Origin of the sequence: Leisingera sp. McT4-56 (genome assembly GCF_020514995.1) — a bacterium.
In the GTDB taxonomy this organism is placed as follows: Bacteria; Pseudomonadota; Alphaproteobacteria; order Rhodobacterales; family Rhodobacteraceae; genus Leisingera; species Leisingera aquaemixtae_A.
The window spans coordinates 71,067-93,120 of the sequence record NZ_JAJALF010000011.1; the positions used below are offsets into that span (position 1 = coordinate 71,067).

The 22,054-nt window shown below is 65.4% G+C and carries 25 protein-coding genes; 10 read left to right on the forward strand and 15 right to left on the reverse strand.

Going from position 1 to position 22,054, the window contains the following annotated elements; genetic code table 11:
* Positions 1-37: 37 nt before the first annotated feature.
* A complete protein-coding gene (gene pyk / locus LHL23_RS13725; RefSeq protein WP_226430273.1) occupies positions 38-1,483 on the reverse strand; it encodes a pyruvate kinase in 1,446 nt (481 codons plus the stop codon).
* Between the two features lie 117 nt (positions 1,484-1,600).
* On the opposite strand from pyk, the gene LHL23_RS13730 reads away from it, so the two are divergent.
* From LHL23_RS13730 to LHL23_RS13740, 3 genes are all read left to right on the forward strand, one after another.
* Positions 1,601-2,338 carry an N-formylglutamate amidohydrolase gene (locus LHL23_RS13730; RefSeq protein WP_226430274.1) on the forward strand — a complete coding sequence of 246 codons (738 nt, stop codon included), beginning with the start codon at positions 1,601-1,603 and terminating at the stop codon, positions 2,336-2,338.
* 146 nt (positions 2,339-2,484) lie between these two features.
* Complete coding sequence (locus LHL23_RS13735) at positions 2,485-2,724, forward strand: DUF6868 family protein (protein WP_222479937.1); 240 nt, start codon at positions 2,485-2,487, stop codon at positions 2,722-2,724.
* An 85-nt stretch (positions 2,725-2,809) separates the two neighbouring features.
* Positions 2,810-3,124: a DUF1244 domain-containing protein gene (locus tag LHL23_RS13740; protein ID WP_226430275.1), complete on the forward strand. Its 315-nt coding sequence runs from the start codon at positions 2,810-2,812 to the stop codon at positions 3,122-3,124.
* 110 nt (positions 3,125-3,234) lie between these two features.
* On the opposite strand, the gene LHL23_RS13745 is transcribed toward LHL23_RS13740, so the two are convergent.
* Entirely contained in the window at positions 3,235-3,723 is a 489-nt protein-coding gene (locus LHL23_RS13745) for a winged helix-turn-helix transcriptional regulator (protein ID WP_226430276.1), read from the reverse strand.
* A gap of 73 nt (positions 3,724-3,796) precedes the next feature.
* On the opposite strand from LHL23_RS13745, the gene LHL23_RS13750 reads away from it, so the two are divergent.
* Positions 3,797-4,621: a dienelactone hydrolase family protein gene (locus LHL23_RS13750; protein ID WP_226430277.1), complete on the forward strand. Its 825-nt coding sequence runs from the start codon at positions 3,797-3,799 to the stop codon at positions 4,619-4,621.
* 36 nt (positions 4,622-4,657) lie between these two features.
* Here the strand turns inward: LHL23_RS13750 and LHL23_RS13755 are convergent, their stop codons facing one another.
* The 6 genes from LHL23_RS13755 to LHL23_RS13780 all read right to left on the reverse strand — a co-directional run bounded on the left by LHL23_RS13755 (position 4,658) and on the right by LHL23_RS13780 (position 10,611).
* Positions 4,658-5,497, reverse strand: a complete 840-nt coding sequence (locus LHL23_RS13755) for an alpha/beta hydrolase family esterase (protein ID WP_226430278.1) — start codon at positions 5,495-5,497, stop codon at positions 4,658-4,660.
* A 182-nt stretch (positions 5,498-5,679) separates the two neighbouring features.
* Complete coding sequence (locus tag LHL23_RS13760) at positions 5,680-5,916, reverse strand: hypothetical protein (protein ID WP_222479943.1); 237 nt, start codon at positions 5,914-5,916, stop codon at positions 5,680-5,682.
* Positions 5,917-6,238: 322 nt separating this feature from the next.
* Positions 6,239-7,099, reverse strand: a complete 861-nt coding sequence (locus LHL23_RS13765; RefSeq protein ID WP_226430279.1) for a D-amino-acid transaminase — start codon at positions 7,097-7,099, stop codon at positions 6,239-6,241.
* 10 nt (positions 7,100-7,109) lie between these two features.
* Positions 7,110-8,075: an N-acetyl-D-Glu racemase DgcA gene (gene dgcA / locus LHL23_RS13770; RefSeq protein ID WP_222479947.1), complete on the reverse strand. Its 966-nt coding sequence runs from the start codon at positions 8,073-8,075 to the stop codon at positions 7,110-7,112.
* A gap of 152 nt (positions 8,076-8,227) precedes the next feature.
* On the reverse strand, positions 8,228-9,229 hold the full coding sequence (gene dgcN, locus LHL23_RS13775) for an N-acetyltransferase DgcN (protein WP_226430280.1): 1,002 nt from the start codon (positions 9,227-9,229) through the stop codon (positions 8,228-8,230).
* A gap of 110 nt (positions 9,230-9,339) precedes the next feature.
* Positions 9,340-10,611 (reverse strand): MFS transporter, encoded by a 1,272-nt coding sequence (locus LHL23_RS13780; protein WP_226430281.1) that lies wholly within the window; start codon positions 10,609-10,611, stop codon positions 9,340-9,342.
* Between the two features lie 174 nt (positions 10,612-10,785).
* On the opposite strand from LHL23_RS13780, the gene LHL23_RS13785 reads away from it, so the two are divergent.
* Both LHL23_RS13785 and LHL23_RS13790 read left to right on the forward strand, forming a co-directional pair.
* Positions 10,786-11,745, forward strand: coding sequence for an L-malyl-CoA/beta-methylmalyl-CoA lyase (locus tag LHL23_RS13785; RefSeq protein ID WP_226430282.1), 960 nt, complete (start codon positions 10,786-10,788; stop codon positions 11,743-11,745).
* A 66-nt stretch (positions 11,746-11,811) separates the two neighbouring features.
* Positions 11,812-12,426 carry a hypothetical protein gene (locus LHL23_RS13790; RefSeq protein ID WP_226430283.1) on the forward strand — a complete coding sequence of 205 codons (615 nt, stop codon included), beginning with the start codon at positions 11,812-11,814 and terminating at the stop codon, positions 12,424-12,426.
* 437 nt (positions 12,427-12,863) lie between these two features.
* Here the strand turns inward: LHL23_RS13790 and LHL23_RS13795 are convergent, their stop codons facing one another.
* On the reverse strand, positions 12,864-13,316 hold the full coding sequence (locus tag LHL23_RS13795; protein WP_226430284.1) for an Lrp/AsnC family transcriptional regulator: 453 nt from the start codon (positions 13,314-13,316) through the stop codon (positions 12,864-12,866).
* Between the two features lie 73 nt (positions 13,317-13,389).
* On the opposite strand from LHL23_RS13795, the gene LHL23_RS13800 reads away from it, so the two are divergent.
* Complete coding sequence (locus LHL23_RS13800; RefSeq protein WP_226430285.1) at positions 13,390-13,986, forward strand: LysE family translocator; 597 nt, start codon at positions 13,390-13,392, stop codon at positions 13,984-13,986.
* A gap of 66 nt (positions 13,987-14,052) precedes the next feature.
* On the opposite strand, the gene LHL23_RS13805 is transcribed toward LHL23_RS13800, so the two are convergent.
* Positions 14,053-14,886 (reverse strand): AraC family transcriptional regulator, encoded by an 834-nt coding sequence (locus LHL23_RS13805; protein WP_226430286.1) that lies wholly within the window; start codon positions 14,884-14,886, stop codon positions 14,053-14,055.
* Between the two features lie 126 nt (positions 14,887-15,012).
* Here LHL23_RS13805 and LHL23_RS13810 point away from each other — a divergent pair, with 126 nt between their 5' ends.
* Entirely contained in the window at positions 15,013-15,975 is a 963-nt protein-coding gene (locus LHL23_RS13810) for an acetyl-CoA carboxylase carboxyltransferase subunit alpha (RefSeq protein WP_226430287.1), read from the forward strand.
* 189 nt (positions 15,976-16,164) lie between these two features.
* Here LHL23_RS13810 and LHL23_RS13815 read toward each other — a convergent pair whose 3' ends face one another.
* Positions 16,165-16,608: a hypothetical protein gene (locus tag LHL23_RS13815; protein WP_226430288.1), complete on the reverse strand. Its 444-nt coding sequence runs from the start codon at positions 16,606-16,608 to the stop codon at positions 16,165-16,167.
* A gap of 37 nt (positions 16,609-16,645) precedes the next feature.
* Positions 16,646-17,014, reverse strand: coding sequence for an antibiotic biosynthesis monooxygenase family protein (locus tag LHL23_RS13820; RefSeq protein ID WP_226430289.1), 369 nt, complete (start codon positions 17,012-17,014; stop codon positions 16,646-16,648).
* A 101-nt stretch (positions 17,015-17,115) separates the two neighbouring features.
* Here LHL23_RS13820 and LHL23_RS13825 point away from each other — a divergent pair, with 101 nt between their 5' ends.
* On the forward strand, positions 17,116-17,604 hold the full coding sequence (locus tag LHL23_RS13825) for a MarR family winged helix-turn-helix transcriptional regulator (protein WP_226430290.1): 489 nt from the start codon (positions 17,116-17,118) through the stop codon (positions 17,602-17,604).
* A gap of 103 nt (positions 17,605-17,707) precedes the next feature.
* Here the strand turns inward: LHL23_RS13825 and LHL23_RS13830 are convergent, their stop codons facing one another.
* The gene (locus LHL23_RS13830) at positions 17,708-18,121 is read right to left on the reverse strand and encodes a winged helix-turn-helix transcriptional regulator (RefSeq protein ID WP_226430291.1); all 414 of its coding nucleotides are present in this window, start codon (positions 18,119-18,121) and stop codon (positions 17,708-17,710) included.
* A gap of 90 nt (positions 18,122-18,211) precedes the next feature.
* Here LHL23_RS13830 and LHL23_RS13835 point away from each other — a divergent pair, with 90 nt between their 5' ends.
* Positions 18,212-18,976, forward strand: a complete 765-nt coding sequence (locus LHL23_RS13835; protein WP_226430292.1) for a YdhR family protein — start codon at positions 18,212-18,214, stop codon at positions 18,974-18,976.
* A 70-nt stretch (positions 18,977-19,046) separates the two neighbouring features.
* Here LHL23_RS13835 and LHL23_RS13840 read toward each other — a convergent pair whose 3' ends face one another.
* Both LHL23_RS13840 and LHL23_RS13845 read right to left on the reverse strand, forming a co-directional pair.
* Positions 19,047-21,299, reverse strand: a complete 2,253-nt coding sequence (locus LHL23_RS13840; protein WP_226430293.1) for a tetratricopeptide repeat protein — start codon at positions 21,297-21,299, stop codon at positions 19,047-19,049.
* Between the two features lie 55 nt (positions 21,300-21,354).
* Entirely contained in the window at positions 21,355-22,011 is a 657-nt protein-coding gene (locus LHL23_RS13845) for a GntR family transcriptional regulator (RefSeq protein ID WP_222479977.1), read from the reverse strand.
* Between the last annotated feature and the right edge of the window lie 43 nt (positions 22,012-22,054).

Here is a 22,054-nt window from a genome sequence, read left to right on the forward strand (position 1 = left end):
CCGCCCCTGGCGCATCAGCCCGGGGCAGCGGACCGGGTCACTCCGGATCGGTGCTGTAGATCAGCCGCTCGTCGCAGGGGGCGATGCGCAGGATGTTGGTGGTGCCCGGCACGTTGAAGGGCACGCCCGCGGTGACCACGATCTGGTCGCCCTCGGAGGCATAGCCGCCCGACCGCGCCGCCCGCGCGGCGCTGACCACCGCGCCCTTGAAGCGGTCCAGTTCCGGCGTCATCACGCATTTGCAGCCCCAGCTGAGGCACAGCCGCCGCGCCGTGGCGCTGACCGGGGTCATCGCGATGATCGGCACGCCGGGACGCTCCCGCGCGGTCAGGAGCGCGGTGGTGCCGGACTGGGTGAAACAGCAGATCGCCTTGATCTCGGTCTTCTCCGCGATCTCCCGCGCCGCGGCGACGATGCCGTCGGCCACCGTTGTGCCCTTGGCGGAGCGCGAGGCGGTGATGATCTGGGTATAGGTCGGGTCGGCCTCGACCTCGATGGCGACCTTGTCCATGGTCTTTACCGCCTGCACCGGATACTGGCCGGCCGCGCTTTCGGCGCTCAGCATCACCGCATCGGCGCCCTCATAGATCGCGGTGGCCACGTCGGAGACTTCGGCGCGGGTCGGCATCGGGCTTTCGATCATGCTTTCCAGCATCTGGGTCGCCACGATCACCGGCTTGGCCGCGGCCCGGCACTTGCGCACCAGCCGTTTCTGGATCGGCGGCACCGCCGCCACCGGCAGCTCGACGCCGAGATCGCCGCGCGCCACCATGATGCCGTCGGAGGCATCCAGGATGGCCTCGAAATCCTCCACCGCCTGCGGCTTCTCGATCTTCGACAGCACCGCCGCGCGGCCGTCGGCCAGCGCGCGCGCCTCATAGACATCCTTGGCCCGCTGCACAAACGACAGCGCCAGCCAGTCGACGCCCAGGGCGCAGACAAACTCCAAGTCCGCCCGGTCCTTTTCCGACAAGGCGGCCAGCGGCAGCACCACGTCCGGAACATTGACCCCCTTGCGGTTGGAAATCGTGCCGCCGGTCTCCACCGTGCAGTCGGCAAAATCCGGGCCGCAGGCATCCACCACCAGGCGGATCTTGCCGTCATTGACCAAGAGATGCGCGCCGGGCTCCAGCGCCTGGAAAATCTCCGGATGCGGCAGGCACACGCGGGACACATCGCCCTCCGCCGGATCCAGGTCGAGGCGGAACTTGGCGCCCTCCTCCAGCTCCTCGGCGCCGTTGGCGAACACACCCACCCGCAGCTTCGGGCCCTGCAGGTCGGCCAGAATCGCAATCGGGCTGTCCAGATCCTGCTCCACCTGGCGGATGATCTTGTGCTTCTCGGCAATCTCCGGGTGGCTGCCGTGCGACATGTTCAGGCGGAACACATCAGCCCCCGCCTCATGCAGCGCCCGGATGGTCTCATAGGTCTCCGACGCCGGCCCCAAAGTGGCGACAATCTTCACATTGCGCGATCGTTTCATTGGGGTCCTCTCCTCCGGGCCTGAATTATGTTACCGCAAACAGCTCGGGTGCTTATCCCCCAATTCCCATTTCCGCGCAACTCCCGTAAAGAGATTGCGGCAAAACATATCAGGCTCATGACATACACTCCCTTTTTTGTTCACGGCGCAGACCGTCCCGCCCGCTGGCTGATCACCTGCGACCACGCAACCAACCATGTGCCGACTTTTGCCGGCGGCGGCGACCTGGGCCTCCCGCGCGAGGATATGGAGCGCCACATCGCCTATGACGTCGGCGCCTACGAGGTGTCCAAGCTCCTGGGCGAGATGCTGGACGCGCCGGTGGTGGCCTCCAACTTCTCCCGCCTGGTGATCGACCCCAACCGCGGCGAGGACGATCCGACCCTGCTGATGAAGCTTTATGACGGCACCATCATCCCCGCCAACCGCCACGCGGGCGAGGCCGAACTGAAGGAGCGGCTGGAGAACTGCTACCGCCCCTATCACCGGGCGCTGGCGCGGCTGGCGGAACGGCCGCGCACGGTGATCGTCTCGGTGCACAGCTTCACCCGCCAGCTGCGCGGACGGCCGCCGCGGCCCTGGGAGATCGGCATCCTGTTCCCCGAAGGCGAGCGGTTCTCTCCCTTCGTCGTGGACGAGCTTACCCGCGAGGACGGCCTGTGCGTCGGCGTCAACGAGCCCTACACCGGCTTTCTGCCCGGCGACGCGATCGAAACCCACGCCACCAAACAGGGCCGCGCCAACACGCTGATCGAGCTGCGAAACGATCTGATCGCCGAGCACACCGGCCAGCACGCCTGGGCCGAACGCCTCGCCCGCATCCTGCCCAAGGCGCTGGAGGCCTCCGGTCTCTGACCCGGACTTCGGCGCGAATTCCGGCCGGGAAGTATCAATTTTTCCTGGCCGATTTCCGCGCCGGAAAACGACCCCGCGTTGCAGAACCGGCGGCACACCCCCATATCTGTAACGGAAACGCGGGATTTTCCGGGAAAGGAGCAGTCATGACCCAGGAGACCCTCTCTGCCTTTTTCGGCTGGCTGACCGTTTTGCATATTGGCCTGTTCACCCTCTCCGCCGTGCTTCTGATGCTGCTGCGGGACTGGACCGCCCGCCTGCACGCCCGCATGTTCGGGCTGGCGCCTGCGGATGTCAGCCTCACCGTCTACCGCTGGCTCGGCACCTACAAGATCGTGATCTTTGCCACCGCGCTGGGGCCGTGGCTGGCGCTGCAGCTGATCTGACCCCGCCGCACCCCGCCATTGCCCGCCCCCGCCGCGGCTGCTAGGCCTGTGCCCAAACGCCCCGCACTTAGTCAGGACACCCGCAATGGACAAGCAAACCGAGATCGAAATCCAGGCCGCCGCCTTCCGCCGCCTGCAAATGCACTTGATGGAAGACCGCACCGATGTGCAGAACATCGACCTGATGAACATGGCCGGCTTCTGCCGCAACTGCCTGGCCCGCTGGTACCAGGAAGCCGCCAACGAGCGCGGCATCGAAATGGGCAAGACCGAGGCCCGCGAAATCTACTACGGCATGACCATGGAAGAGTGGAAAGCCAACTACCAGACCGAGGCCAGCGCCGAGAAACAGGCGGCTTTTGAAGTCGCCTTCAAGGAAAACGTCACCGACAAGCAGTAAGCGGCTGCTCCGCTGAACCGGGACAGAGGGGCTCTGCCCCTCTTGCCCTTGCGGCCAATTCACCCTGGAGTATTTGCCCAAAGGTGAAATCAGGCGGGCTGGCCGCTGCCTTAGCCCCTCAGCCGCAAGGCGGCGCGCGCAAGATCAACCGGCGCGCCGTCCGCATCCACCAATGCCACGCGCAGCGGTGCGCCGGTCTCCCGGTCCGCCGCCCCCACCGGCGCCGCGCCGCCGGTCACATGCGCCTCCCCCCATTGCGCCAGCGCCAGGAAGGTCAGCGCCAATCCGCGCCCGGCTTCGGTCAGCACATAGGCCCGGCGCACCCGGTCGCCCGCCTCCTGATAGGGCTGTTTTTCCAGTATCCCCCGCGCCACCAGCATGTTCAGCCGGTCGGTCAGGGTAGAGCGCGGCGCCTTCAGGTCTTCGCGCATGTCGTCATAGCGGCAGACGCCGTAAAACGCCTCCCGCAGGATCAGCAGCGTCCAGCGGTCGCCGATGATCCCGGCGGCCAGCGCCATCGGGCACTGCTCCTTGGGCACCAGGGCGCGGCGGCGGACGGCGGGCAGGGTTTCACGGGAATCAGAAGCTGGGTTTGACATGTGGACCCAGATAGGGGATTTCTACCTGAGTTCAAAATTTAGACTCAGATTCGCATTCGAAAGGACAGCCCCGATGACCCAGCGCCCGATGGACCGCGACGATGCACTCGAAGATTTCGAGCCGCGCCGGATCACCCTCAACGATACGGAGAAAACCGTGCATGTTTCCGGCCAAGGCCCGGCGGTGATTGTGATGGCGGAGATGCCGGGGATCAGCCCGCATGTGGCCCGCTTTGCCCGCTGGGTGCGGGATGCCGGGTTTACCGTCTACATGCCGTCGCTGTTCGGCCGCGATGGTGCGGTGGCCACGGCGGAGGACGGCGCAGAGGTGTTCCGCCGCGCCTGCGTCAGCGCCGAGTTCCGCGCCTTTGCCGGCGGCGGCGCCAGCCCGGTCACCCAGTGGCTGCGGGCGCTGGCGCGTCAGGCGCACGGCGAATGCGGCGGCCCCGGCACCGGTGCCATCGGCATGTGCTTCACCGGCAATTTTGCCCTGTCAATGATGCTGGAGCCCGCCATGCTGGCACCCGTGCTGGCGCAGCCCTCGCTGCCGCTGGACAATCCTGCGGAGGTCGAAAGCCCACCCGAGGAACTGGCCGCCGTGCGCGCGCGGCTGGAGCGCGAGGACCTCACCGTGCTCGCCTACCGGTTCCAGGGCGACGCCTTCTGCCAGGCGCAGCGCTTTGCGGCTTATGCCGAGGCGCTGGGAGAGCGGTTCGACGCCCGCACCCTGCCGGACAGCGCCGCCGCCGCAGAGGTGCCGCCGTTCTTTGCCAAACACGTCCCCTCCCCGCACAGCGTGGTGACCGCACATCTGGTGGATGAGGCAGGCAGCCCGACTCTGGCAGCGCGGGATGAAATTCTCGGGTTCTTCAGGCAGCGGCTGACTGAGAGCAGCTGACCGCAAGGGACGGCGGGGCAGCCCGGCCCTGCCCCCTCAGCGCTCCCGGCTTTCGAACCAGTCCAGCGCCATGGCGCTCCAGCCCTTGGGCAAGCCGTGCCCGCCCTTGTGCAGGATCAGCTCCAGCCCGCCGCTTCCGCAGTCCCAGCGCTTGCGCCAGACCCGGTCTTCCATCTCATGCCCCGCCGCGTTGCTGGGGCAGCCGTTTTGCCTCCGCCACAGCTGCAGCCCCTCCCAGATGTCGGCCTGCACGATGTCGGCTACTGAGCCCTGGATCGCCCGGCCTTCCAGCGGCACCACCTTGTCGGCAAAGCCGTGGATGTGGAGCAGATGCACAGGGCCTTTGCAGGTTCTGGACATCGGCAGCCAGAAGCCGCCCGACACCGCCGCGTAACCGGCGGCAAAATCCGGCGCCAGGCAAGCCATCTCCCACACCATCGAGCCGCCGCGGGAAAAGCCCGCCAGCAGCACCCGGCCCGGATCCACCCCAGCGCGGGCTTCGGCATCCGCCAGCACCTCGCGCAGGAAGGCCGCATCGTTGCGCGGATAGGTGTTCCAGCCGTCCCGCACCGACCAGTCGGAGGGCTTGCCCGGCTGCCAGGGCAGCCCGTTGGGAGCAATCACCGCATAGCCCCGCGCGGTGAAGGCCCCGATAAAGCCCTTGTTCGCGACAACCTTGGCGCCGCTGCCGCCGTAGCCATGCAGGTAGATCACCGCAGGCCCGCCCTGCCAGCCGTCCGGCAGGGCCATGTGATACGCCCCGCTCTCGGTTTTGCAGGGGGTTTCACCGCCGCAGTCCGCCGCCCCCGAAGATACCGCGGGCCCCGCAAACAGCGCCGCCGCCATTGCAACCTGCATCCTCAGCCAGCCCAGCATCAACGCCCCTCCCCTGCCTTCTGTGCTGCCAACTCTAGCACAAACAAACGACGGCGCGGCTTCTGCCCTCCTGCAGAACGTAAAAAGGCCGCCCGTTCTGGGCGGCCGTCGCAACAAATGCATTTGATAAAATTGCCAGGCTGCGGTTCCGCAGCAGGGTGCGCTCCCCCCGGATGGCGCGCCTAGCCGCGGAACCGGCCCAAAAGCCGCGCCGCCAGCGCGCCCGATGCCGGACGCTCCCGCGCCAGGAGCTTGCCAGCCAGCCACCCCCGGCCGGCAGGCGCCTCAGCGTAATCGGGATGCTCCACCACCTCGGCGGTCAGCACCTGACGGACAGCAGCCAGGATTTCCGCGTCGCTGGGCTCCCCTGCCCGGCTGTTCACGGCCTCACCAATCTCCGGCTGATAGCACTGTTCCATCTTGCACCTCCAAGGTCTGAAGTTCTGGCTCGCGGCCCCCCGGCCCGTCCCCATCAACTGAACCCAGACTATCCCATTCCCCTGCCTAAGGGCGCATTTTGTGTAAAATTAGTTAAAATTCCGAGCCGAAGCAGGGCTTTCCGGGACAGTCCGGTACAGCGGCAGCCATTGTTGCCACGGCCTGCATAATACACCGCTTCTTCGCTCTCGAACCCGGGCCTTATGGCCCCTCTGCACGGCCATGCACAGCGGAATTGATTCTCTTTTGAACGAAAAAAGCCGCCCGAACGGGCGGCCTTTCGTTCCGGTCCGGCAAGCAGCCTCAGACGGCTTTCTTGCGGCTTTCCTCCAGGTAGATCTCGCGCAGGCGCTTGGCGATCGGGCCCGGGGTGCCGTCACCCAGCTGCACGCCGTCGATTTCCACAACCGGCATCACAAAAGCGCTGGCGGAGGTGGTGAAGGCCTCATCCGCCTCCTTGGCTTCCTCGATGGTGAACAGGCGCTCCTCGATCTCCATCTGCGCTTCCGCCGCCAGGCGCAGCACCGCGGCGCGGGTGATGCCGTGCAGGATGTCGTTGCTGAGCGGCCGGGTCACGATCTTGCCGTTCTTGACGTAATAGGCGTTGTTGGAGGTGCCTTCGGTCACATAACCGTCCTCGATCAGCCACGCGTCGTCGGCGCCCGCCTTCTTGGCCATCATCTTACCCATCGACGGGTACAGCAACTGCACGGTCTTGATGTCGCGGCGGCCCCAGCGGATGTCCTCGATCGAGATCACCTTGGCACCCTTGGCGGCGGCAGGGCTGTCGGCCAGGCCCGGCTTGTTCTGGGTGAACAGCACCAGCGACGGCGGGGTGTCCGCGGACGGGAACACGAAATCCCGGTCGCCGTCGGAACCGCGGGAGACCTGCAGGTACACCAGGCCCTCTTCGATGCCGTTCAGCTCCACCAATTTGCGGTGGATGTCCAACAGCTCCTCCTTGGAGCACGGCGACGCCATGTCCAGCTCCTTCAGCGAACGGTCCAGACGCACCGCGTGGCCTTCGAAATCGATCAGCTTGCCGTCGAGGACCGAAGTCACCTCATAAACCGCATCGGCAAACAGGAAGCCGCGGTCAAAGATCGAAACCTTGGCTTCACCCTCGGGCAGGTATTCGCCATTCACATAAACAGTACGGGTCATTGTTGTCTCCTCAACCCCACAGGGCAGCCACGGGCGGGTGCACGCCGTCGGCATCAAATGTCAAAGGTTCCTCGCGGTCTTCGGCCAGAAGCAGCGGCCCGTCAAGATCCGTAACCGCCGCACCCTGCGCCACAAGCGTCGCGGGCGCCATCGCCAGCGACGAGCCGACCATGCAGCCGACCATCACCTGGTATCCCTCGGCCAGGGCCTGCTCGCGCAGCTTCAGCGCCTCGGTCAGGCCGCCGGTCTTGTCCAGCTTGATGTTGACCACGTCATACTTGCCCTTGAGCTTCGGCAGGCTCTCACGGTCGTGGCAGCTCTCATCCGCACAGACCGGAACCGGGCGCTCCATGCCAATGAGGGCCGCATCCTCACCCGCGGGCAAGGGCTGCTCTACCAGTTCCACGCCGAGGCGCACCAGATGCGGCGCCAGCTCGGCGTAAACTTCTGCTGACCAGCCCTCATTGGCGTCGATGATGATCTTGGCATCGGGTGCCCCGGCGCGCACCGCTTCCAGGCGGGGCATGTCATCGGGGGTACCGAGCTTGATTTTCAAGAGCGGCCGGTGGGCGTTCTCGGCCGCCTGCGCCTGCATCTTCTCGGGCGTATCCAGCGACAGCGTGTAGGCGGTGATCTCAGGCCCCGGCTCCGGCAGGCCTGCCAGTTCCCAGACGCGTTTACCGGCCTGTTTCGCCTCCAGATCCCACAGCGCGCAGTCGACCGCATTGCGGGCGGCGCCGGCCGGCAGCAGCGCTTGCAGCTCCTCGCGGGTGAAATCGGCAGGCAGCCCCTCGATCTCGGCGGTCACGCTGTCCAGCGTCTCGTTATAGCGGGCGTAGGGCACGCATTCGCCCCAGCCGGTGACGCCGTCCTTCTCCACCCGCACGGTCAGCACCTTGGCCTCGGTGCGCGAGCCGCGCGAGATGGTGAAGACCTGCGCCAGTTTGAAGACGTCCGGGGTGACGGTGATGTTCATGAAACTGCCCTTTCCTGCGGCCCTGCGCGCGAGCCGCGGCGGGCCTTGGCACGGCGCCGGAAACTCCTGGCGCCTGCCTTTTCATCTTTCCATAAATACTCCCGCCGGAGGCACCTGCCCTGTCGGCACGCGCCTCCGGCGGGGGTGTTAGATCAGACCGCGGCCAGCGCGTCCACCAGGCGGCCTGCGCCGTGGCGGTAGGGGTCGACGGCGGGCAGGCCCATGCGCTCTTCGACCTCGGCCAGGTATTTCACCGCCTCATCCTCGGACAGGTGCTGGGTGTTGACCGAGATGCCGACGATCTGGCACGCCGGGTTGGACCGCTGCGCCAGCGGCAGGGCCACCTCGCGAAGCTCTTCCAGGGTCGGCACGTCGTAGTCCGGCAGGCCGCGCATATGGGTGCGGGTCGGCTCGTGGCACAGGATCAGCGCATCCGGCTGGCCGCCGTGCACCAGCGCCATGGTGACGCCGGAGTAGGAGATGTGGAACAGCGAGCCCTGGCCTTCGATCAGGTCCCAGTGGTCATCGTCGTTGTCCGGGGTCAGGTATTCGATCGAACCCGCCATAAAGTCGGCGATGACCGCGTCCAGCGGCACGCCGTGGCCGGTGATCAGGATGCCGGTCTGGCCGGTGGCGCGGAAGGTCGACTTCATGCCGCGCTTCTGCATCTCGGCGTCCATCGCCAGGGCGGTGTACATCTTGCCGACCGAGCAGTCGGTGCCGACTGCCAGGCAGCGCTTGCCGGTGCGCTTCTTTCCGTTGGCAATCGGGTAGCCGACGGTCGGGACGCGCACATCGTGCAGGGTGCCGCCGTGGGTCTGGGCCGCGGCCACCAGATCGCCCTCGTCGCGCAGCAGGTTGTGCAGGCCGGACGCCAGGTCATAACCCATTTCCAGCGCCTCGATCAGCACCTCTTTCCACGCGGGCGAGATCACGCCGCCGCGGTTGGCGACACCGATCACCAGGGTCTTGGCGCCGGCTTCCTTGGCCTCGGCCAGGGTCATTTCCTTGAGGCCCAGGTCCGCGCCGCAGCCCGGCAGGGAAATCTGGCCGACGGCGTGGTCGGGGCGCCAGTCGCGGATGCCGATGGCAACTTTGGCGGCCAGCATGTCGGGCGCGTCGCCCAGGAACAGCAGATAAGGGGTTTCGATCATGGCGGGTTTCCTCTTCACTCTTACCGGTGAGTTTGCGGAGTTTCCCGCACAAGTTCATACCTATTCCGCCGCTGCACGCCCCTGAGGCGCAAGATTCTCCTGCATTTTTATCATTTGACAGGAGATTCCGGCGTTATGTCACCATCACTGACATTATTTTCCTCCTCCAGCCAGGATTCGGCCTGAAGCACCCCGGATTGGGGCGCGCCAAGCACCGCAATCGCCTGCTGGGAGCCGGTTTCCTCTGGCGCATCAGCCTGCGTGCGCCGCAGCGCGGCAACGCCTGCAACCATAAAACACAGGGCTGCGAGCAGGATCAGCAGGCCATTTCCGTCAGCAATGCTGACCATATTTGGGGCCGCCAGCGTGCCGCCGAACTGGCCGACGTTCAAAAGGAACACCATCGCCCCGCTGGCCGGCACGATCTGCGCCGGTTTCAGCTGGTCGTTGGCATGGGCGGAGCAGACCGCATACATCGGCAGGCTGGCGCCCGCGAGCACCGCAAAGCCGATCACCAGCGCCTGCGGCGTGGGGGTCGCCAGCATCCACAGGCAGGCCGCGGCGCCAATCACGCCCAGCCCCATCAGCACCAGCCGCCGGTCGGTCTTGTCGCTGATCCAGCCCACCGGGTACTGCACCACAGCGCCGACGATCATCGCCACCACCAGCGCGCCGGAGGCCTCAGCCGGGCTCATCCCGCGCGACAGCGCATACAGCGGCAGCGCAATGAACCAGCCCGCTACCGCAGTCGCACTGACCAGGTTGCCCAGCACCGCCATCGGTGACACGCGGTAGAGTTTCCTGACCGGCATCCGGTCCGGCACCTCATACTCCGGCGCCTTGATGCCGGACAGCAAGAGCGGCACGATCGACAGCGAGATCAGGATCGACACCGCCCCGAACAAGAGGTTGCCGCGGGGGTCCGGCAGCGCCACCAGCGCAGTGCCGATGGCCGGGCCTGCCATCCAGATCATGAAGTAGATCGACAGGATCTGCGCCCGGTTGCTGTTTTCGGATTTTGCCTGCAGCCAGCTTTCGGTGATCACATACATGCCGGGATAACAGACTCCGGCCAGGAACCGCATCGCCGACCAGGAATAGGGGTCCGAGGTCAGAAGGTGCAGGATCGCCGAGATCGACACCAGCGAAGCCAGCGCCGAAAACGCCCGGATGTGGCCCACCTTGGCCACCATCCCCGGCGCCATCACGGTGCCCAGCAGGGCGCCGGCAGGATAGGCCGCCTGCATGATCGAAATGGTGAGGTCGGAGAAGCCAAGCCCCGCACCCCGGATTGTCAGCAAGGTGACCAAGAGGCCGTTGGCCACCATCAGCATCAGCATGCCCAGAAACAGGGCCCAGTTTTCAATGAATGCACGTCTCATGCCCGGTTGCTCGCACGGGCTGCCAGGGCTTGCGCGCCTGTTTGCGGCAAAGTTTCCGGCGCCGCAGCGCAGCGGCACTTTCTGCATCTGCAAAATTTCCTTGCACATGCCCGCGCAACTTTCTAACACTTCACCCCAGCAGAATTGAAACGTCATTACCCGGAGGATTGCCCCATGAGCTTCCGCATCCAGCCCGCCGCCCCGGCGCGCCCCAACCGCTGCCAGCTGTTCGGCCCCGGCTCCAAAGTGAAGCTGTTCGAGAAAATGGCGGCCTCGGCGGCGGATGTCATCAACCTCGACCTGGAGGATTCGGTGGCGCCGGATGACAAGGACCAGGCCCGCGCCAACGTGATCGAGGCGATCAACAATGTGGACTGGGGCAATAAATACCTGTCGGTGCGGATCAACGGGCTCGACACCCCCTACTGGTACCGCGATGTGGTGGACATTCTGGAGCAGGCCGGCGACCGGCTCGACCAGATCATGATCCCCAAGGTGGGCTGCGCCGAGGATGTCTATGCGGTGGACGCGCTGGTCACTGCCATCGAGCGCGCCAAGGGCCGCACCAAGCCGGTCTCCTTTGAGGTGATCATCGAATCCGCGGCAGGCATCGCCCATGTGGAGGAGATCGCCAAATCCTCTCCCCGGCTGCAGGCGATGTCGCTGGGCGCTGCGGATTTCGCCGCCTCGATGGGAATGCAGACCACCGGCATCGGCGGCACCCAGGAGAACTACTACATGATCCGCGAGGGCCAGAAGCATTGGTCCGACCCCTGGCACTGGGCGCAGGCGGCGATTGTCGCGGCCTGCCGCACCCACGGCATCCTGCCGGTCGATGGCCCGTTCGGCGACTTCTCCGACGAGGACGGCTATATCGCGCAGGCGAAGCGCTCCGCGACCCTGGGCATGGTCGGCAAATGGGCGATCCACCCCAGCCAGATCGCGCTGGCCAATCAGGTGTTCACCCCGTCGGATGAGGCTGTGGCGGAAGCCCGCGAAATCCTGGCGGCGATGGAGGAGGCCAAGGCCTCCGGCGCCGGCGCAACCGTCTACAAGGGCCGTCTGGTCGATATCGCCTCGATCAAGCAGGCTGAGGTGATTGTGGCGCAGGCCGAACTGATCGCGGGCAGCTGACGCCGGTCCGTGATTGAAGGTTTCAAGGGCGTCCCCAAGGGGCGCCCTTTTTGATTGGAGGAAGAGATGCCGGATTTGACCTTGCTGCATACGGCTGAGGTGCATGTGGAAACCTTTTGCGCGCTGGCGCCGGGGGCGGATCTGGATCAGCAGGTGCGCGCCGACTGGCTGGAGCGGGCACAGGGCGGAATTGATGCGGGCCTCAGGGCAGAGATTGCCGCGGCCGTTGCGGCGGCGGACGGGCCGGTCCTGTGCACCTGCACCACCCTTGGCCCGGCGGCGGAGGACGCGGGCGCCATCCGCATCGACTGGCCGATGATGCAGGAAGCGGCGCGCACCGGCGGACCGGTGCTGATGGCCTATTGCCTGGAGAGCACCGCCGGGCCTTCGGAAGCGCTGCTGCGCCGCGCCTTCGGCGCGTGCGAGCCGGAGCTTACCTGCCTGGAGCTGGGCCGGCACTGGCCGCTGTTCGAGGCTGGGGACAGCGCGCGTTTTGCAGCTGCAATCGCAGCGGATGTGGCGGAGGCGCTGGCGGCAATGGATTTTGCCTGCGTGGTGTTGGCGCAAGCCTCGATGGCCGGGGCGGCAGAGCTGCTGCGAGAGCAGTCACGGGTGCCGGTCCTGGCCTCGCCGGAGATTGCGGTGCGGGCCTTGCTCGCGGAGCATAAGGCGGGCGCCTGACCTAGGAGAGGCGAGCAGCGGCACGGCATGCGTTTTTCCCGGCCAAGGCTCCTGCCCTGCCGGTGTGTCTGATCCGTTTTTGCCTGTATCCATGATCTGCTTCAGCGGAGGTGTTATGGACTGGCGGCGCCGCCAGAGTGGCGGAGATGGACGGGCGTATCCGCCCGCGTGCTAAACGTTGTCTCTGCACGGCCCCGCTGCCAGGCAGGGGTCCGGTTCCAAATGTGCCGGGGAGCCAAGCCCCGGCGGTTGATCGCGACCGGGGCCAAGACTGCCAAAAGCGGCTTAAGATCCCGTGAGAGCGGCGTACGCAGGGTGCGCAACACCTGCAGCCGCGCGTCTGAAGCCAACGCAGCGCAGTGAGTATTTGGGGAAAGATGAAGCGCATCAGTCTTTCATCTTTCCCCAAATACTCAAAATCCAGCCTCAGCCAGGGTTCAGGCCCGCAGATCCTTGGGCGAGCCCATCACCACATAGGTGGTGATCGCAGTGACATAGGGCGAGGTGCCGAGGATATCGGTGTGGAACTTCTTGTAGCTGGGCAGGTCGGCGCATTCGACCCGCAGCAGGTATTCGATGGTGCCGGTGATATTGTGGCACTCCACCACTTCCGGCGCCGCCTGCATGGCGCGCTCAAACGCCTCCTGCGCCTCCTTGGTGTGCTCACCCAGGCCGACGCCGATATAGGTGGCAAAGCCCACCCCCAGCTTCTGCCTGTCCAGGACCGCCCGGTAGCCGGTGATGACGCCTGTGCGCTCCAGCTCCTGCACCCTGCGCAGGCAGGCAGAGGGCGACAGGCCCACCCGCTCCGCCAGTTCCAGGTTGCTGATCCGGCCGTCGCGGCTGAGTTCTTGCAATATTTGCCGGTTTATCTTGTCATTTTTCGCCACTGGTTGCGAAAATACGCACAGGCCACAGCAAAACGCAATTTCATTTGGCCAATTTAGCGCAATGATTTTGCGCATGACTTATGAACTCCTCACTGCCCTTGCGCTTTTCGCCTTTGTCTCCTCGATCACGCCGGGGCCGAACAACCTGATGCTGATGGCCTCGGGCGCCAACTTCGGCTTCCGCCGCACCATCCCGCATATGCTGGGGGTGGCTTTGGGGTTTGTGTTCATGGTGCTGCTGGTCGGCGCCGGGCTGGTGCAGGTGTTTGATGCCTTCCCGGCCAGCTACACGGTGCTGAAGGCGGTGTCGGTTGTGTATCTGCTGTGGCTGGCCTGGAAGATCGCCAATGCCGCGCCGGTGCAGGCCAAGGGGGCTGAGGGGCACCCGATGACGTTTTTGCAGGCCGCCGCGTTTCAATGGGTGAACCCCAAGGCCTGGGCGATGGCCCTCACGGCGATCAGCGCCTACACGCCGGATCAGACGCTGGTGGCGATCCTGCTGGTGGGGGTTATTTTCGGGGCGATCAACCTGCCCTCGGTCGGGTCCTGGACGGTGCTGGGCCAGCAGATGGCGCGGTTCCTGACCAGCCCGCGGCGTCTGGTGCTGTTCAACTGGACCATGGCGGCGCTGCTGGTGGCCTCGCTCTATCCGGTGATCTGGCCGCAATAACGCAAGCTGCACTCCCGGCCTGCAGGGGCTGAGCTCCCGCCCCCGCGCAAGGGGCCGGGCGGGAAATCATTTCAGCGGCAAGCAGATCTCTGTCAGAAGATCCTCCGGCGCGGTGTCGCGGGGATTGTTGAGATAGACCTCATAGCAAGGCTGGTCGGCCGGCTCCTCCCCCGACGCAGGCAGCCAGTTGCCGAACAGGCTGTGATAGGCAGCGTGGATTCCGGAATACGGCCCCTTGTAGGTGAGCACCGCGGCACGGCCGCCAGGCAGGCTTACCTCTTCCATGCCCTCGGGCAGCGCCTCGCCGGTGAACTCCGCACCTGCAAAGCTGCGCAGCTCGGCCTCGTCCACCTCGTCCGGGCTGTCGAAATAGACCCCGAGCACCGCGCCCAGCTGCGGCCAAAGCTGGCGGCTCTCGCAGATCGCCCCGAGGGCTTCAAAGCTCTTGCCGATCTCGTGGTAAGCGCCCTTGTGCGGCAGGCCGGCCAGGCGGCGGGCGGGGTCGGTGCGGGTGATCACGTCATACATGGGATAGCTTCCTGTTCTGAGGGTTGGGTTCGGCAGCCGCACCTGGCCGTCGCGGCGGAAGGCCGCTGGGCTGCTGCCATAGGACTCAGAGAACGCGCGGGAGAAGCTGTTCTGGTTCGGGTAGCCTGCGCGGGCGGCCACCTGAGCGATGGGCATGTCCGCCATCACCAGCCAGACCGCGGCGCGGTGCAGCCGGATCCGGCGCACGGCTTGCGCGCAGGTTTCACCGGTCAGGGCGCGGAACACCCGGTGCCAGTGGAACCGCGACATCGCCGCCACATCGGCAAGCCTGTCCAGCGACAGGTCGCCGTCAGTGTTGTCGTGGATATAGGCCAGAACCCGCAGGATCCGGTCTTCGTAGCTGGCGGCCATTTGCGGCGTCTCCTTCGTGTCTCTCTGCCCTCAGGTGATGGCATAAGCCTAGATCACAAATCTTGCTGAGTTGCATCTTGGCGCCGCTAAGGCCATATAGCTGCAAACCTGCAGAGCAGAGGCAACATGACCCAGTATCTGGAATTCGAAAAACCGCTGGCCGAAATCGAGGGCAAGGCGGAGGAGCTGCGGGCGCTGGCGCGCGCGAATGAGGAAATGGATGTGGCGGATGAGGCCAAGGCGCTGGACGCCAAGGCGGAGCAGCTGCTGAAGGACCTCTACAAGAATCTGACACCCTGGCGCAAATGCCAGGTGGCACGCCATCCTGAGCGCCCCCACTGCAAGGACTATATCGAGGCGCTGTTCACCGAGTACACGCCGCTGGCCGGCGACCGGAACTTTGCCGATGACCTGGCGGTGATGGGCGGCCTGGCCCGCTTCAACGACCAGCCTGTGGTGGTGATCGGCCATGAGAAGGGTTCGGACACCAAGTCGCGTATCGAGCGCAACTTCGGCATGGCGCGCCCCGAGGGCTACCGCAAGGCGATCCGGCTGATGGAAATGGCCAGCCGCTTCAAGCTGCCGGTGATCACCCTGGTGGACACCGCAGGCGCCTACCCCGGCAAGGGCGCCGAGGAGCGCGGCCAGTCCGAGGCGATCGCGCGCTCGACCGAGATGTGCCTGAAGATCGGCGTGCCGCTGATCTCGGTGATCATCGGCGAAGGCGGCTCCGGCGGCGCGGTGGCCTTTGCCACTGCCAACCGTGTGGCGATGCTGGAGCATTCGATCTATTCGGTGATTTCCCCCGAGGGCTGCGCCTCGATCCTGTGGAAGGACGCCGAGAAGATGCGCGAGGCAGCGGAAGCGCTGCGCCTGACCGCGCAGGACCTGAACAAGCTGGGCGTCAACGACCGGATCATCCCGGAGCCGCTGGGCGGCGCCCACCGCGACCCCAAGGCGGCGATCAAATCGGTCAGCGGCGCGATCCAGGACATGCTGGACGAGCTGAAGGACATGGACGCCGCTGCGCTGGTCAAGGACCGGCGCCAGAAGTTCCTGGCGATCGGCTCCAAGGGTCTGGCTGCGTAAGCCTCGGCATTGGCACAAGACAGGAAAACCCGGCTGAGAGGCCGGGTTTTTTTGTATTGAGCGGAGCGCCCGACAACTGAAAACGCTTTGCGGCAGGACTAGGAGCAACCGGAGAGTTCAACGCGTCCTTCCCGCCATCTCCTGAAAAGAAAATGCGGAAGCCGGCCGGTTCGAAAGTCTGCAGCCGCTTCAGCGGGAACACCGGATTCTGCCGGTCATCTTCAGGCCATCCCGTATATTCATTCCCATCATGGCCAGGTTTCCTGCGCCGGCGATCAACTCGACCACCTGGACCGCATAAAAGGTGCCATCAAATTCACCGGCAGCAGCCTTTCCAGCCAGGAACCATGCCGCCGGAACGAGGATCAGCAAACCATTCAGCGCGATAACCGGCATGCGTTTCTTCTTGGCTCTCGCCGGCGCATCCTTGCGCCGCCGCCCCATCGCCATACCAGAGCCGCCAACAATGATCATCGCCGGGATGAGGACAAACATGCCCCGCAGGATCAACGCCTTGACCGCCGCGATAGCCTCATGGCTTGCAAATAATTCACTGAAGGCCGTTGATGTCCAGAATAGGAGGATCATCAGGAACCCGATGCCGCCTGCGAAGGCATGAACCCTTGTTTTCATTGTGTTTTCCCAGTTTGTCTTGCCGTTTTGAAGTTCGTCAGGATGTGCAGCAATCAGGCACGGCGACTTTTTCGAACAGATGGGGAGCCGCCACAGCACTGGACGGGTAGTGGCTGAGTTGCTGCTGAAACTCCGGATTGGAGAACGCCGCGCGGAAGTCCGCAACGGAATCCCAGACGGCATAATTCATATACATGCTGCCATCGCCGACGGCCTTGTGGAGCTGGGTGCTGATGTAACCCGGCTGCTTCTTCATCCAGAGGGCGTCATTTCTCCACGCTCCAACTAATGCGCCCTGCTCAGCGGGGTCGACCGTGAAGAGATTGACCAGAACGACTGGCCCGGCCTCCACACCCAATTGCTGGTCGATGGGAAACGCGGGATCGAGCGGTTTGAAATTGACCATAGGGATGCTCCTTGAAGGTTCGTTCAATTTGGTGCCATGTTGTCATATATGGGGTTACAAACCACATTGACAACGTATTGTCAATTTTTAGAGGAGCCAGCATGCCAGACAAACAACGAAGCGAAGCGGGAGAAGCGGTGACAGCGCTGATACTGGATGTGTTCCGGCTCAATGGCCGGTTGCAGCTTGCCGGTGACCGCCTGGTTTCCGAACTTGGGCTGACAAGTGCGCGATGGCAGATACTTGGAGCCATTGCATATGCGGACAATGCGGAGTCTGTCGCCTGGCATGCCCGGACCATGGGGGTCCACAGGCAGGGCATTCAAAGGATCGTCAACGAACTCGAGAAAGAAGGCATCGTTGAGTTCCGGCCAAATCCGCACCACAAGCGCGCTCAGCTGGTTGTCATGACGCCGAAGGGAAAAGACCTGTATGATGCTGCTATTGCGAGGCAGATCCCCTGGGTGAACGAGCTTTCCAACGGTCTTTCACCAGAAGAACTCGCTACAGCTCAACGGGTTATTGGCCGCCTTCGGGAGCGCCTTGAAGATGCATCAGCACGTCAGGATGAAAGCCGGGCCCAAGGCTGACGCTTGCGCAAATTGCAGCGCGGTGTGTCATAGACGCCGCCAGGAAACACGCTGCGCGCATTACTAAACCCCGGCGTTGTAACGCGCACCAGCGGGCATGCTCCTAAGGCAGCTCCCCTGCCCGCATCCTGGCCTCGGCGCCTTGCCGGTCGGCTTCGATCTTGTCGAGGAATCCGGTCATGGCATGGGCGGCGGGGTTGTGCCGCCCGCTCCACAGGGCGATTTCGATCAGCACCGGCGCCAGGTCGCGGCCCTTTTCTGTCAGCGCATAGACATAGCTGCGGCCATTGTCCGGGTCCTTGGCCTTGGTGACGATGCCCGCCGCCTCCAGCTGCTTCAGCCGCTGCGCCAGGATGTTGGTGGAGATCCCCTCCCACCCCGCCAGCAGCTCGCCATAGGTGCGGGCGCCCTTCACCGCCATGTCGCGGATCACCAGGAGGCTCCAGCGGTCGCCGAAGATGTCCAGCGCATAGGCAACGGGACATCCGGAGTCGTATTTGCTGCGCGATAGAGTCATGTCCCTTGCGTAAAGTTTTCACTTGCAAAATGCAAGTCCTCGTGCAAGCCATTAAACCACTTGCAAAACGCAAGCATTACAGGAGTGACCATGACTGATACCCTCAAGAACGCGGAGTTCCGCGAACGATCGCGGCTGTCTCGCCGCCAGCTGCTGGCCGCCTCAGCGGGCGCGCTGCTGCTGCCCTCCCTTCCCAAAGCACAGGAACCTGCCATGACCCCCAAAGCCTTTGTCTATACCGAAGTTGCCATCTCCGTTCCGTTTGATCAGGCACCCTGGCAGGAAATCAACGAGGCGATCCGGCAGCAACCCGGGTTCCTGAACAAGACCTGGCTGTCGGGCCACGGCAACAACTCGCTGGGCGGCTTCTATGGCTTTGACAGCATTGAAAACGCACGCAAATTCGTGACGGGCTATTTCCCGTCGGAGCCTCGGGCCTTTGGCGTGGCGCACAACACACGGGTGTTTGATGCGCAGGCGACCGAGGCCGCCAGCCGGGACATGGGCGCGGTCCAATACGGTGGCGCGGCGGCGGTGCCCGGCGCCTTTGTCTATACCGAACTGCAATTGTCGGCGCCGTTCGAGGATGCGCCTTGGCAGGCCCGGAACAAGGCGCTGAAGATGCTGCCGGGGCTGCAAAACAAGGTCTGGCTGAGCGGGCTGCAGACGCAGACGCTGGGCGGCTTCGATGCTTTTGACACGTTGGATCATGCGCTGGATTTTGCGGTAAACATGTTTCCGGAAGCCGCCGCAGACTTGGGCTGCGCCTTTTACACAAGGGTGTTTGACGCCTCGGTCACCGAGACCGCCAGCCGGGCGATGAACTCGCCCTATTATCCCGCCAGCGGCGCCTGAGCGGCGGGCCGGACGCTGCCGCTGGCCGCCGCGAGGCGGCGTCAGCGGACGGGCGGCGGCGCGGCAGGTTTCACTGCTCCGCCAGTTCCGTGCGGATCTGTCCGATGGCGCGGGCCGCGATTTTTCCGGCCAGGGATCCATCGGCCCGGGCCTCGAGCGCTGGCAGGGCCGCTGCCGCGGCAGCTCCGATGCTGCCCAGGGCGTTGGCGGCCTCCTTGCGCACAAACGCCGAGGGGCTGTCCAGCAGGGCGGTCAGCTCAGGCACCGCGGGGGCCGCGGCGGCGCCGAACAGCCCGAGCGCCTTTGCGGCCTGCCGCTGGGTGCTGGCGTCGGCAAGCGACAGCTCTGCCCTGAGGCCCGCCACTGTTGTCCCCGGCGGCAGCGCCGCAAGCCGCAGCCCGTCCGTCAGCCGCCGGTTCAGATGCTGGCTGGCGCCGGTCCAGCGCAGGATGAAAAAATAATCCTGCACCGCGGCCGGAAGCGCAGCGGTGCTGTTGCCGCTGTGCCAGCGCTCGACCATGGCGCGCGCGGCCCGAAGATCCCCACTGAGCGCCAGGATCGAGGCCGCAACCGGCATCAGCTCCTTGGCCTGGGGATTGCGCTTCAGCTCGGCCTGCAGAACCGCGGAAGCCTGCGGCAGGTCCTCCATCGCGAAAAGGGCCGCCGCTTCGAACAGCGCATAGTGGCTAGGATGCTTGGGATCGAGCCGCATGGCGGCGCGGACAAAGGCCAGTCCCTGCTCCGGCTCCCCCGCGGCAATCAGCGCCCAGCCCATGGTCAGATGCGCCTCAGGGTCGCTGGGCTGGAGTGAAATCGCCTTGGCCGCCGCCTGCCGGGCCTCATTGGTGCCCCGGCTGCCGCCGTACGCCCCCTCCCAGTCCGGCAGGTTCAGCAGCACCATCGCCCGGACAACATGGTTGAGCGGCGTGTCGTGCCGGGAAGCCTCGCGCAGGTATTTGTAGAAATGACCGATATGCGTCTGGCCGGTCTCTGCGGTGTAGCCTTGCCAGTGGTGGAGGATATGCGGGCGCAGATGCGCCATCGCCAGGAAAGCCCAGGCGCGGCCATAGCCGGGATCCAGACCCACCGCGTGCTCGAAATACGGAATCGCGGCCAGATTGTCCTGCTCATTGAACTGCGCGTAGAGTTCCCAGCCCTGCTGGAAAGCCTCGCGCGCGGCGATGGTGGCGGTGTCCAGCTTCTCGATCCCGGTGCGCTCTTCTGCGTCCAGCGGCAGCTCCAGCGCCTGGGCGATGGCCAGAGCGATGCGGTTCTGGACCGAGAAGATGTCCTCCAGCGCGCCGTCGAACCGTTCCGCCCAGACCAGCTGGCCGCTGGCGGTGTCAGTTAGCCGGATATTGGCCCGGAAGGCCTCGCCGGTGCGGCGCAGGCTGCCGTCGACCACGTAGCGCACGCCCAGCTCCTCGGCGAATTGCGCGGCGGTGATTTCCTGCCCCTGGTAGGCAAAGGAGCTGTTGCCGGAGATCACGAACAGGCCCGATATCCGCGACAGGTCGGTGATCAGATCCTCTGAGAAGCCGTCCGCCAGCATGGCGTTGCCGCTGTCGCCGGTGGAATCGGCAATCGGCAGCACCGCAACGGAGGGCAGATCCGGCAGCGGAAAGGCCATGCGCGCCTGCACCGCCTGTTCCGGGTTCGGGGCCAGATCCGGCAGCCGCGGCCGCGGCCCGGTCCACAGGAACGCCCCAATGGCGGCTGCGGCAACAAAGGCGCCAAACGCAATCGCCAGCCGCACCCGCGGGCCGGTGGCGCGGGCGGTCAGCCCCTGCTTCCCCCCTGCCTTGCGGACGCGGTAGGCCTTCACCGGCTCCGGGATGTTCTTGACCTTCTGCGGCCCCATCGGGATGTAGTCCGCGGCAATGCTGCGGCGGGCATAGCTGACGGCGGCCTGGGAGGCGGTGATGCCGCCGGGTTCCGCCAGGGTCTCCAGCCGGGCCGCCACATTGACGCCGTCGCCCAGGATGTCATCGCCGTTGGAGATGACATCACCGACGTTGAGGCCGATTCGCAGCAGGATGGCGCGGTCCGCCTCAACCCCGGCATTGCGGGCCAGCAGCCGCTCCTGGATGCTGAGCGCGGCGCGCAGCGCATCGACGGCGCTGCGGAATTCGATCAGGAAACTGTCGCCCGCGGTATTGGCGATCCGGCCGCCGTGCCGCTCCGTCAGCGGCTCCACCACTTCGCTGCGGATGGCGCGGAGCGCCGCCACCGTGCCCTCCTCATCCGCTGCGGTCAGCCGGGAATAACCCGCCACGTCAGCGGCCAGGATCGCTGCCAGGCGGCGATTTGAGCGGCTTTTCATAGGCTTGGAGTGTACCAGTTCCGCGGCCGCCTGGGAACCTGATTCAAATCCGGCGCTACCCCGCCAGCAGCCGCAGCCCCTGGGTCACGTCAGAGCGCACCGCCAGGCGCAGGCCGGGCTCGTCGCCGGCCTTGAGCGCGGCAATGATCAGGCGGTGGTTTTGCGGCGGGTCGGTGCGGCGCAGGCGGCCGTAAAGCGCGCGCATGGTGGGGCCAAGCTGCAGCCAGACGGTTTCCGCCATTGCCAGCATGGCCGGCGCCTGGGCGCGCAGGTAGAGGGTGCGGTGGAACTCCAGGTTGGTGCGGATATAGCCCACCGCGTCGCGTTTCGAGACCATCTCAGCGACGTTGGAGTTGATCGTCTGCAGCCGGTCGATCAGCGCCATGTGGGCGCGCGGCAGGGCGCGGCTGGCCAGTTCCACCTCCAAGAGCGCGCGCAGGGCGGCCAGCTCCTCGATCCGCTCGTTGGTCAGCTCCGGCGTGGTCACCCGGCCCGAGGAGGACAGGAACAGCGCGCCCTCTGCCGCCAGGCGGCGCACCGCTTCGCGCGCGGGGGTCATCGAAACGGCAAATTCGCTGCCGATGCCGCGCAGGGTGAGCGCGGCGCCGGGGGCGATTTCGCCATGCATGATACGGGTGCGCAAGGCCCGGTAGACGCGGTCATGGGCCGGAGCGGCGGCGGTTTCCTGGGCGGGGCGGGCTGTAACGGTCATACCGGCATGTGATCACAAATCCCGCCACGGTCAACCGCGCATT

Bases quoted from the DNA above. Each gene is read 5' to 3' on its own strand.
- LHL23_RS13825 (WP_226430290.1), top strand. From the start codon at position 17,116: ATGCCAGACAAACAACGAAGCGAAGCGGGAGAAGCGGTGACAGCGCTG.
- LHL23_RS13760 (WP_222479943.1), bottom strand. From the start codon at position 5,916: ATGGAACAGTGCTATCAGCCGGAGATTGGTGAGGCCGTGAACAGCCGG.
- LHL23_RS13835 (WP_226430292.1), top strand. From the start codon at position 18,212: ATGACTGATACCCTCAAGAACGCGGAGTTCCGCGAACGATCGCGGCTG.
- LHL23_RS13800 (WP_226430285.1), top strand. From the start codon at position 13,390: ATGACTTATGAACTCCTCACTGCCCTTGCGCTTTTCGCCTTTGTCTCC.
- LHL23_RS13745 (WP_226430276.1), bottom strand. From the start codon at position 3,723: ATGTCAAACCCAGCTTCTGATTCCCGTGAAACCCTGCCCGCCGTCCGC.
- LHL23_RS13750 (WP_226430277.1), top strand. From the start codon at position 3,797: ATGACCCAGCGCCCGATGGACCGCGACGATGCACTCGAAGATTTCGAG.
- dgcN (WP_226430280.1), bottom strand. From the start codon at position 9,229: ATGATCGAAACCCCTTATCTGCTGTTCCTGGGCGACGCGCCCGACATG.
- LHL23_RS13740 (WP_226430275.1), top strand. From the start codon at position 2,810: ATGGACAAGCAAACCGAGATCGAAATCCAGGCCGCCGCCTTCCGCCGC.
- LHL23_RS13755 (WP_226430278.1), bottom strand. From the start codon at position 5,497: ATGCTGGGCTGGCTGAGGATGCAGGTTGCAATGGCGGCGGCGCTGTTT.
- LHL23_RS13810 (WP_226430287.1), top strand. From the start codon at position 15,013: ATGACCCAGTATCTGGAATTCGAAAAACCGCTGGCCGAAATCGAGGGC.
- LHL23_RS13840 (WP_226430293.1), bottom strand. From the start codon at position 21,299: ATGAAAAGCCGCTCAAATCGCCGCCTGGCAGCGATCCTGGCCGCTGAC.
- LHL23_RS13735 (WP_222479937.1), top strand. From the start codon at position 2,485: ATGACCCAGGAGACCCTCTCTGCCTTTTTCGGCTGGCTGACCGTTTTG.
- pyk (WP_226430273.1), bottom strand. From the start codon at position 1,483: ATGAAACGATCGCGCAATGTGAAGATTGTCGCCACTTTGGGGCCGGCG.
- LHL23_RS13805 (WP_226430286.1), bottom strand. From the start codon at position 14,886: ATGGCCGCCAGCTACGAAGACCGGATCCTGCGGGTTCTGGCCTATATC.
- LHL23_RS13780 (WP_226430281.1), bottom strand. From the start codon at position 10,611: ATGAGACGTGCATTCATTGAAAACTGGGCCCTGTTTCTGGGCATGCTG.
- dgcA (WP_222479947.1), bottom strand. From the start codon at position 8,075: ATGAACATCACCGTCACCCCGGACGTCTTCAAACTGGCGCAGGTCTTC.
- LHL23_RS13785 (WP_226430282.1), top strand. From the start codon at position 10,786: ATGAGCTTCCGCATCCAGCCCGCCGCCCCGGCGCGCCCCAACCGCTGC.
- LHL23_RS13730 (WP_226430274.1), top strand. From the start codon at position 1,601: ATGACATACACTCCCTTTTTTGTTCACGGCGCAGACCGTCCCGCCCGC.
- LHL23_RS13765 (WP_226430279.1), bottom strand. From the start codon at position 7,099: ATGACCCGTACTGTTTATGTGAATGGCGAATACCTGCCCGAGGGTGAA.
- LHL23_RS13815 (WP_226430288.1), bottom strand. From the start codon at position 16,608: ATGAAAACAAGGGTTCATGCCTTCGCAGGCGGCATCGGGTTCCTGATG.
- LHL23_RS13830 (WP_226430291.1), bottom strand. From the start codon at position 18,121: ATGACTCTATCGCGCAGCAAATACGACTCCGGATGTCCCGTTGCCTAT.
- LHL23_RS13845 (WP_222479977.1), bottom strand. From the start codon at position 22,011: ATGACCGTTACAGCCCGCCCCGCCCAGGAAACCGCCGCCGCTCCGGCC.
- LHL23_RS13820 (WP_226430289.1), bottom strand. From the start codon at position 17,014: ATGGTCAATTTCAAACCGCTCGATCCCGCGTTTCCCATCGACCAGCAA.
- LHL23_RS13790 (WP_226430283.1), top strand. From the start codon at position 11,812: ATGCCGGATTTGACCTTGCTGCATACGGCTGAGGTGCATGTGGAAACC.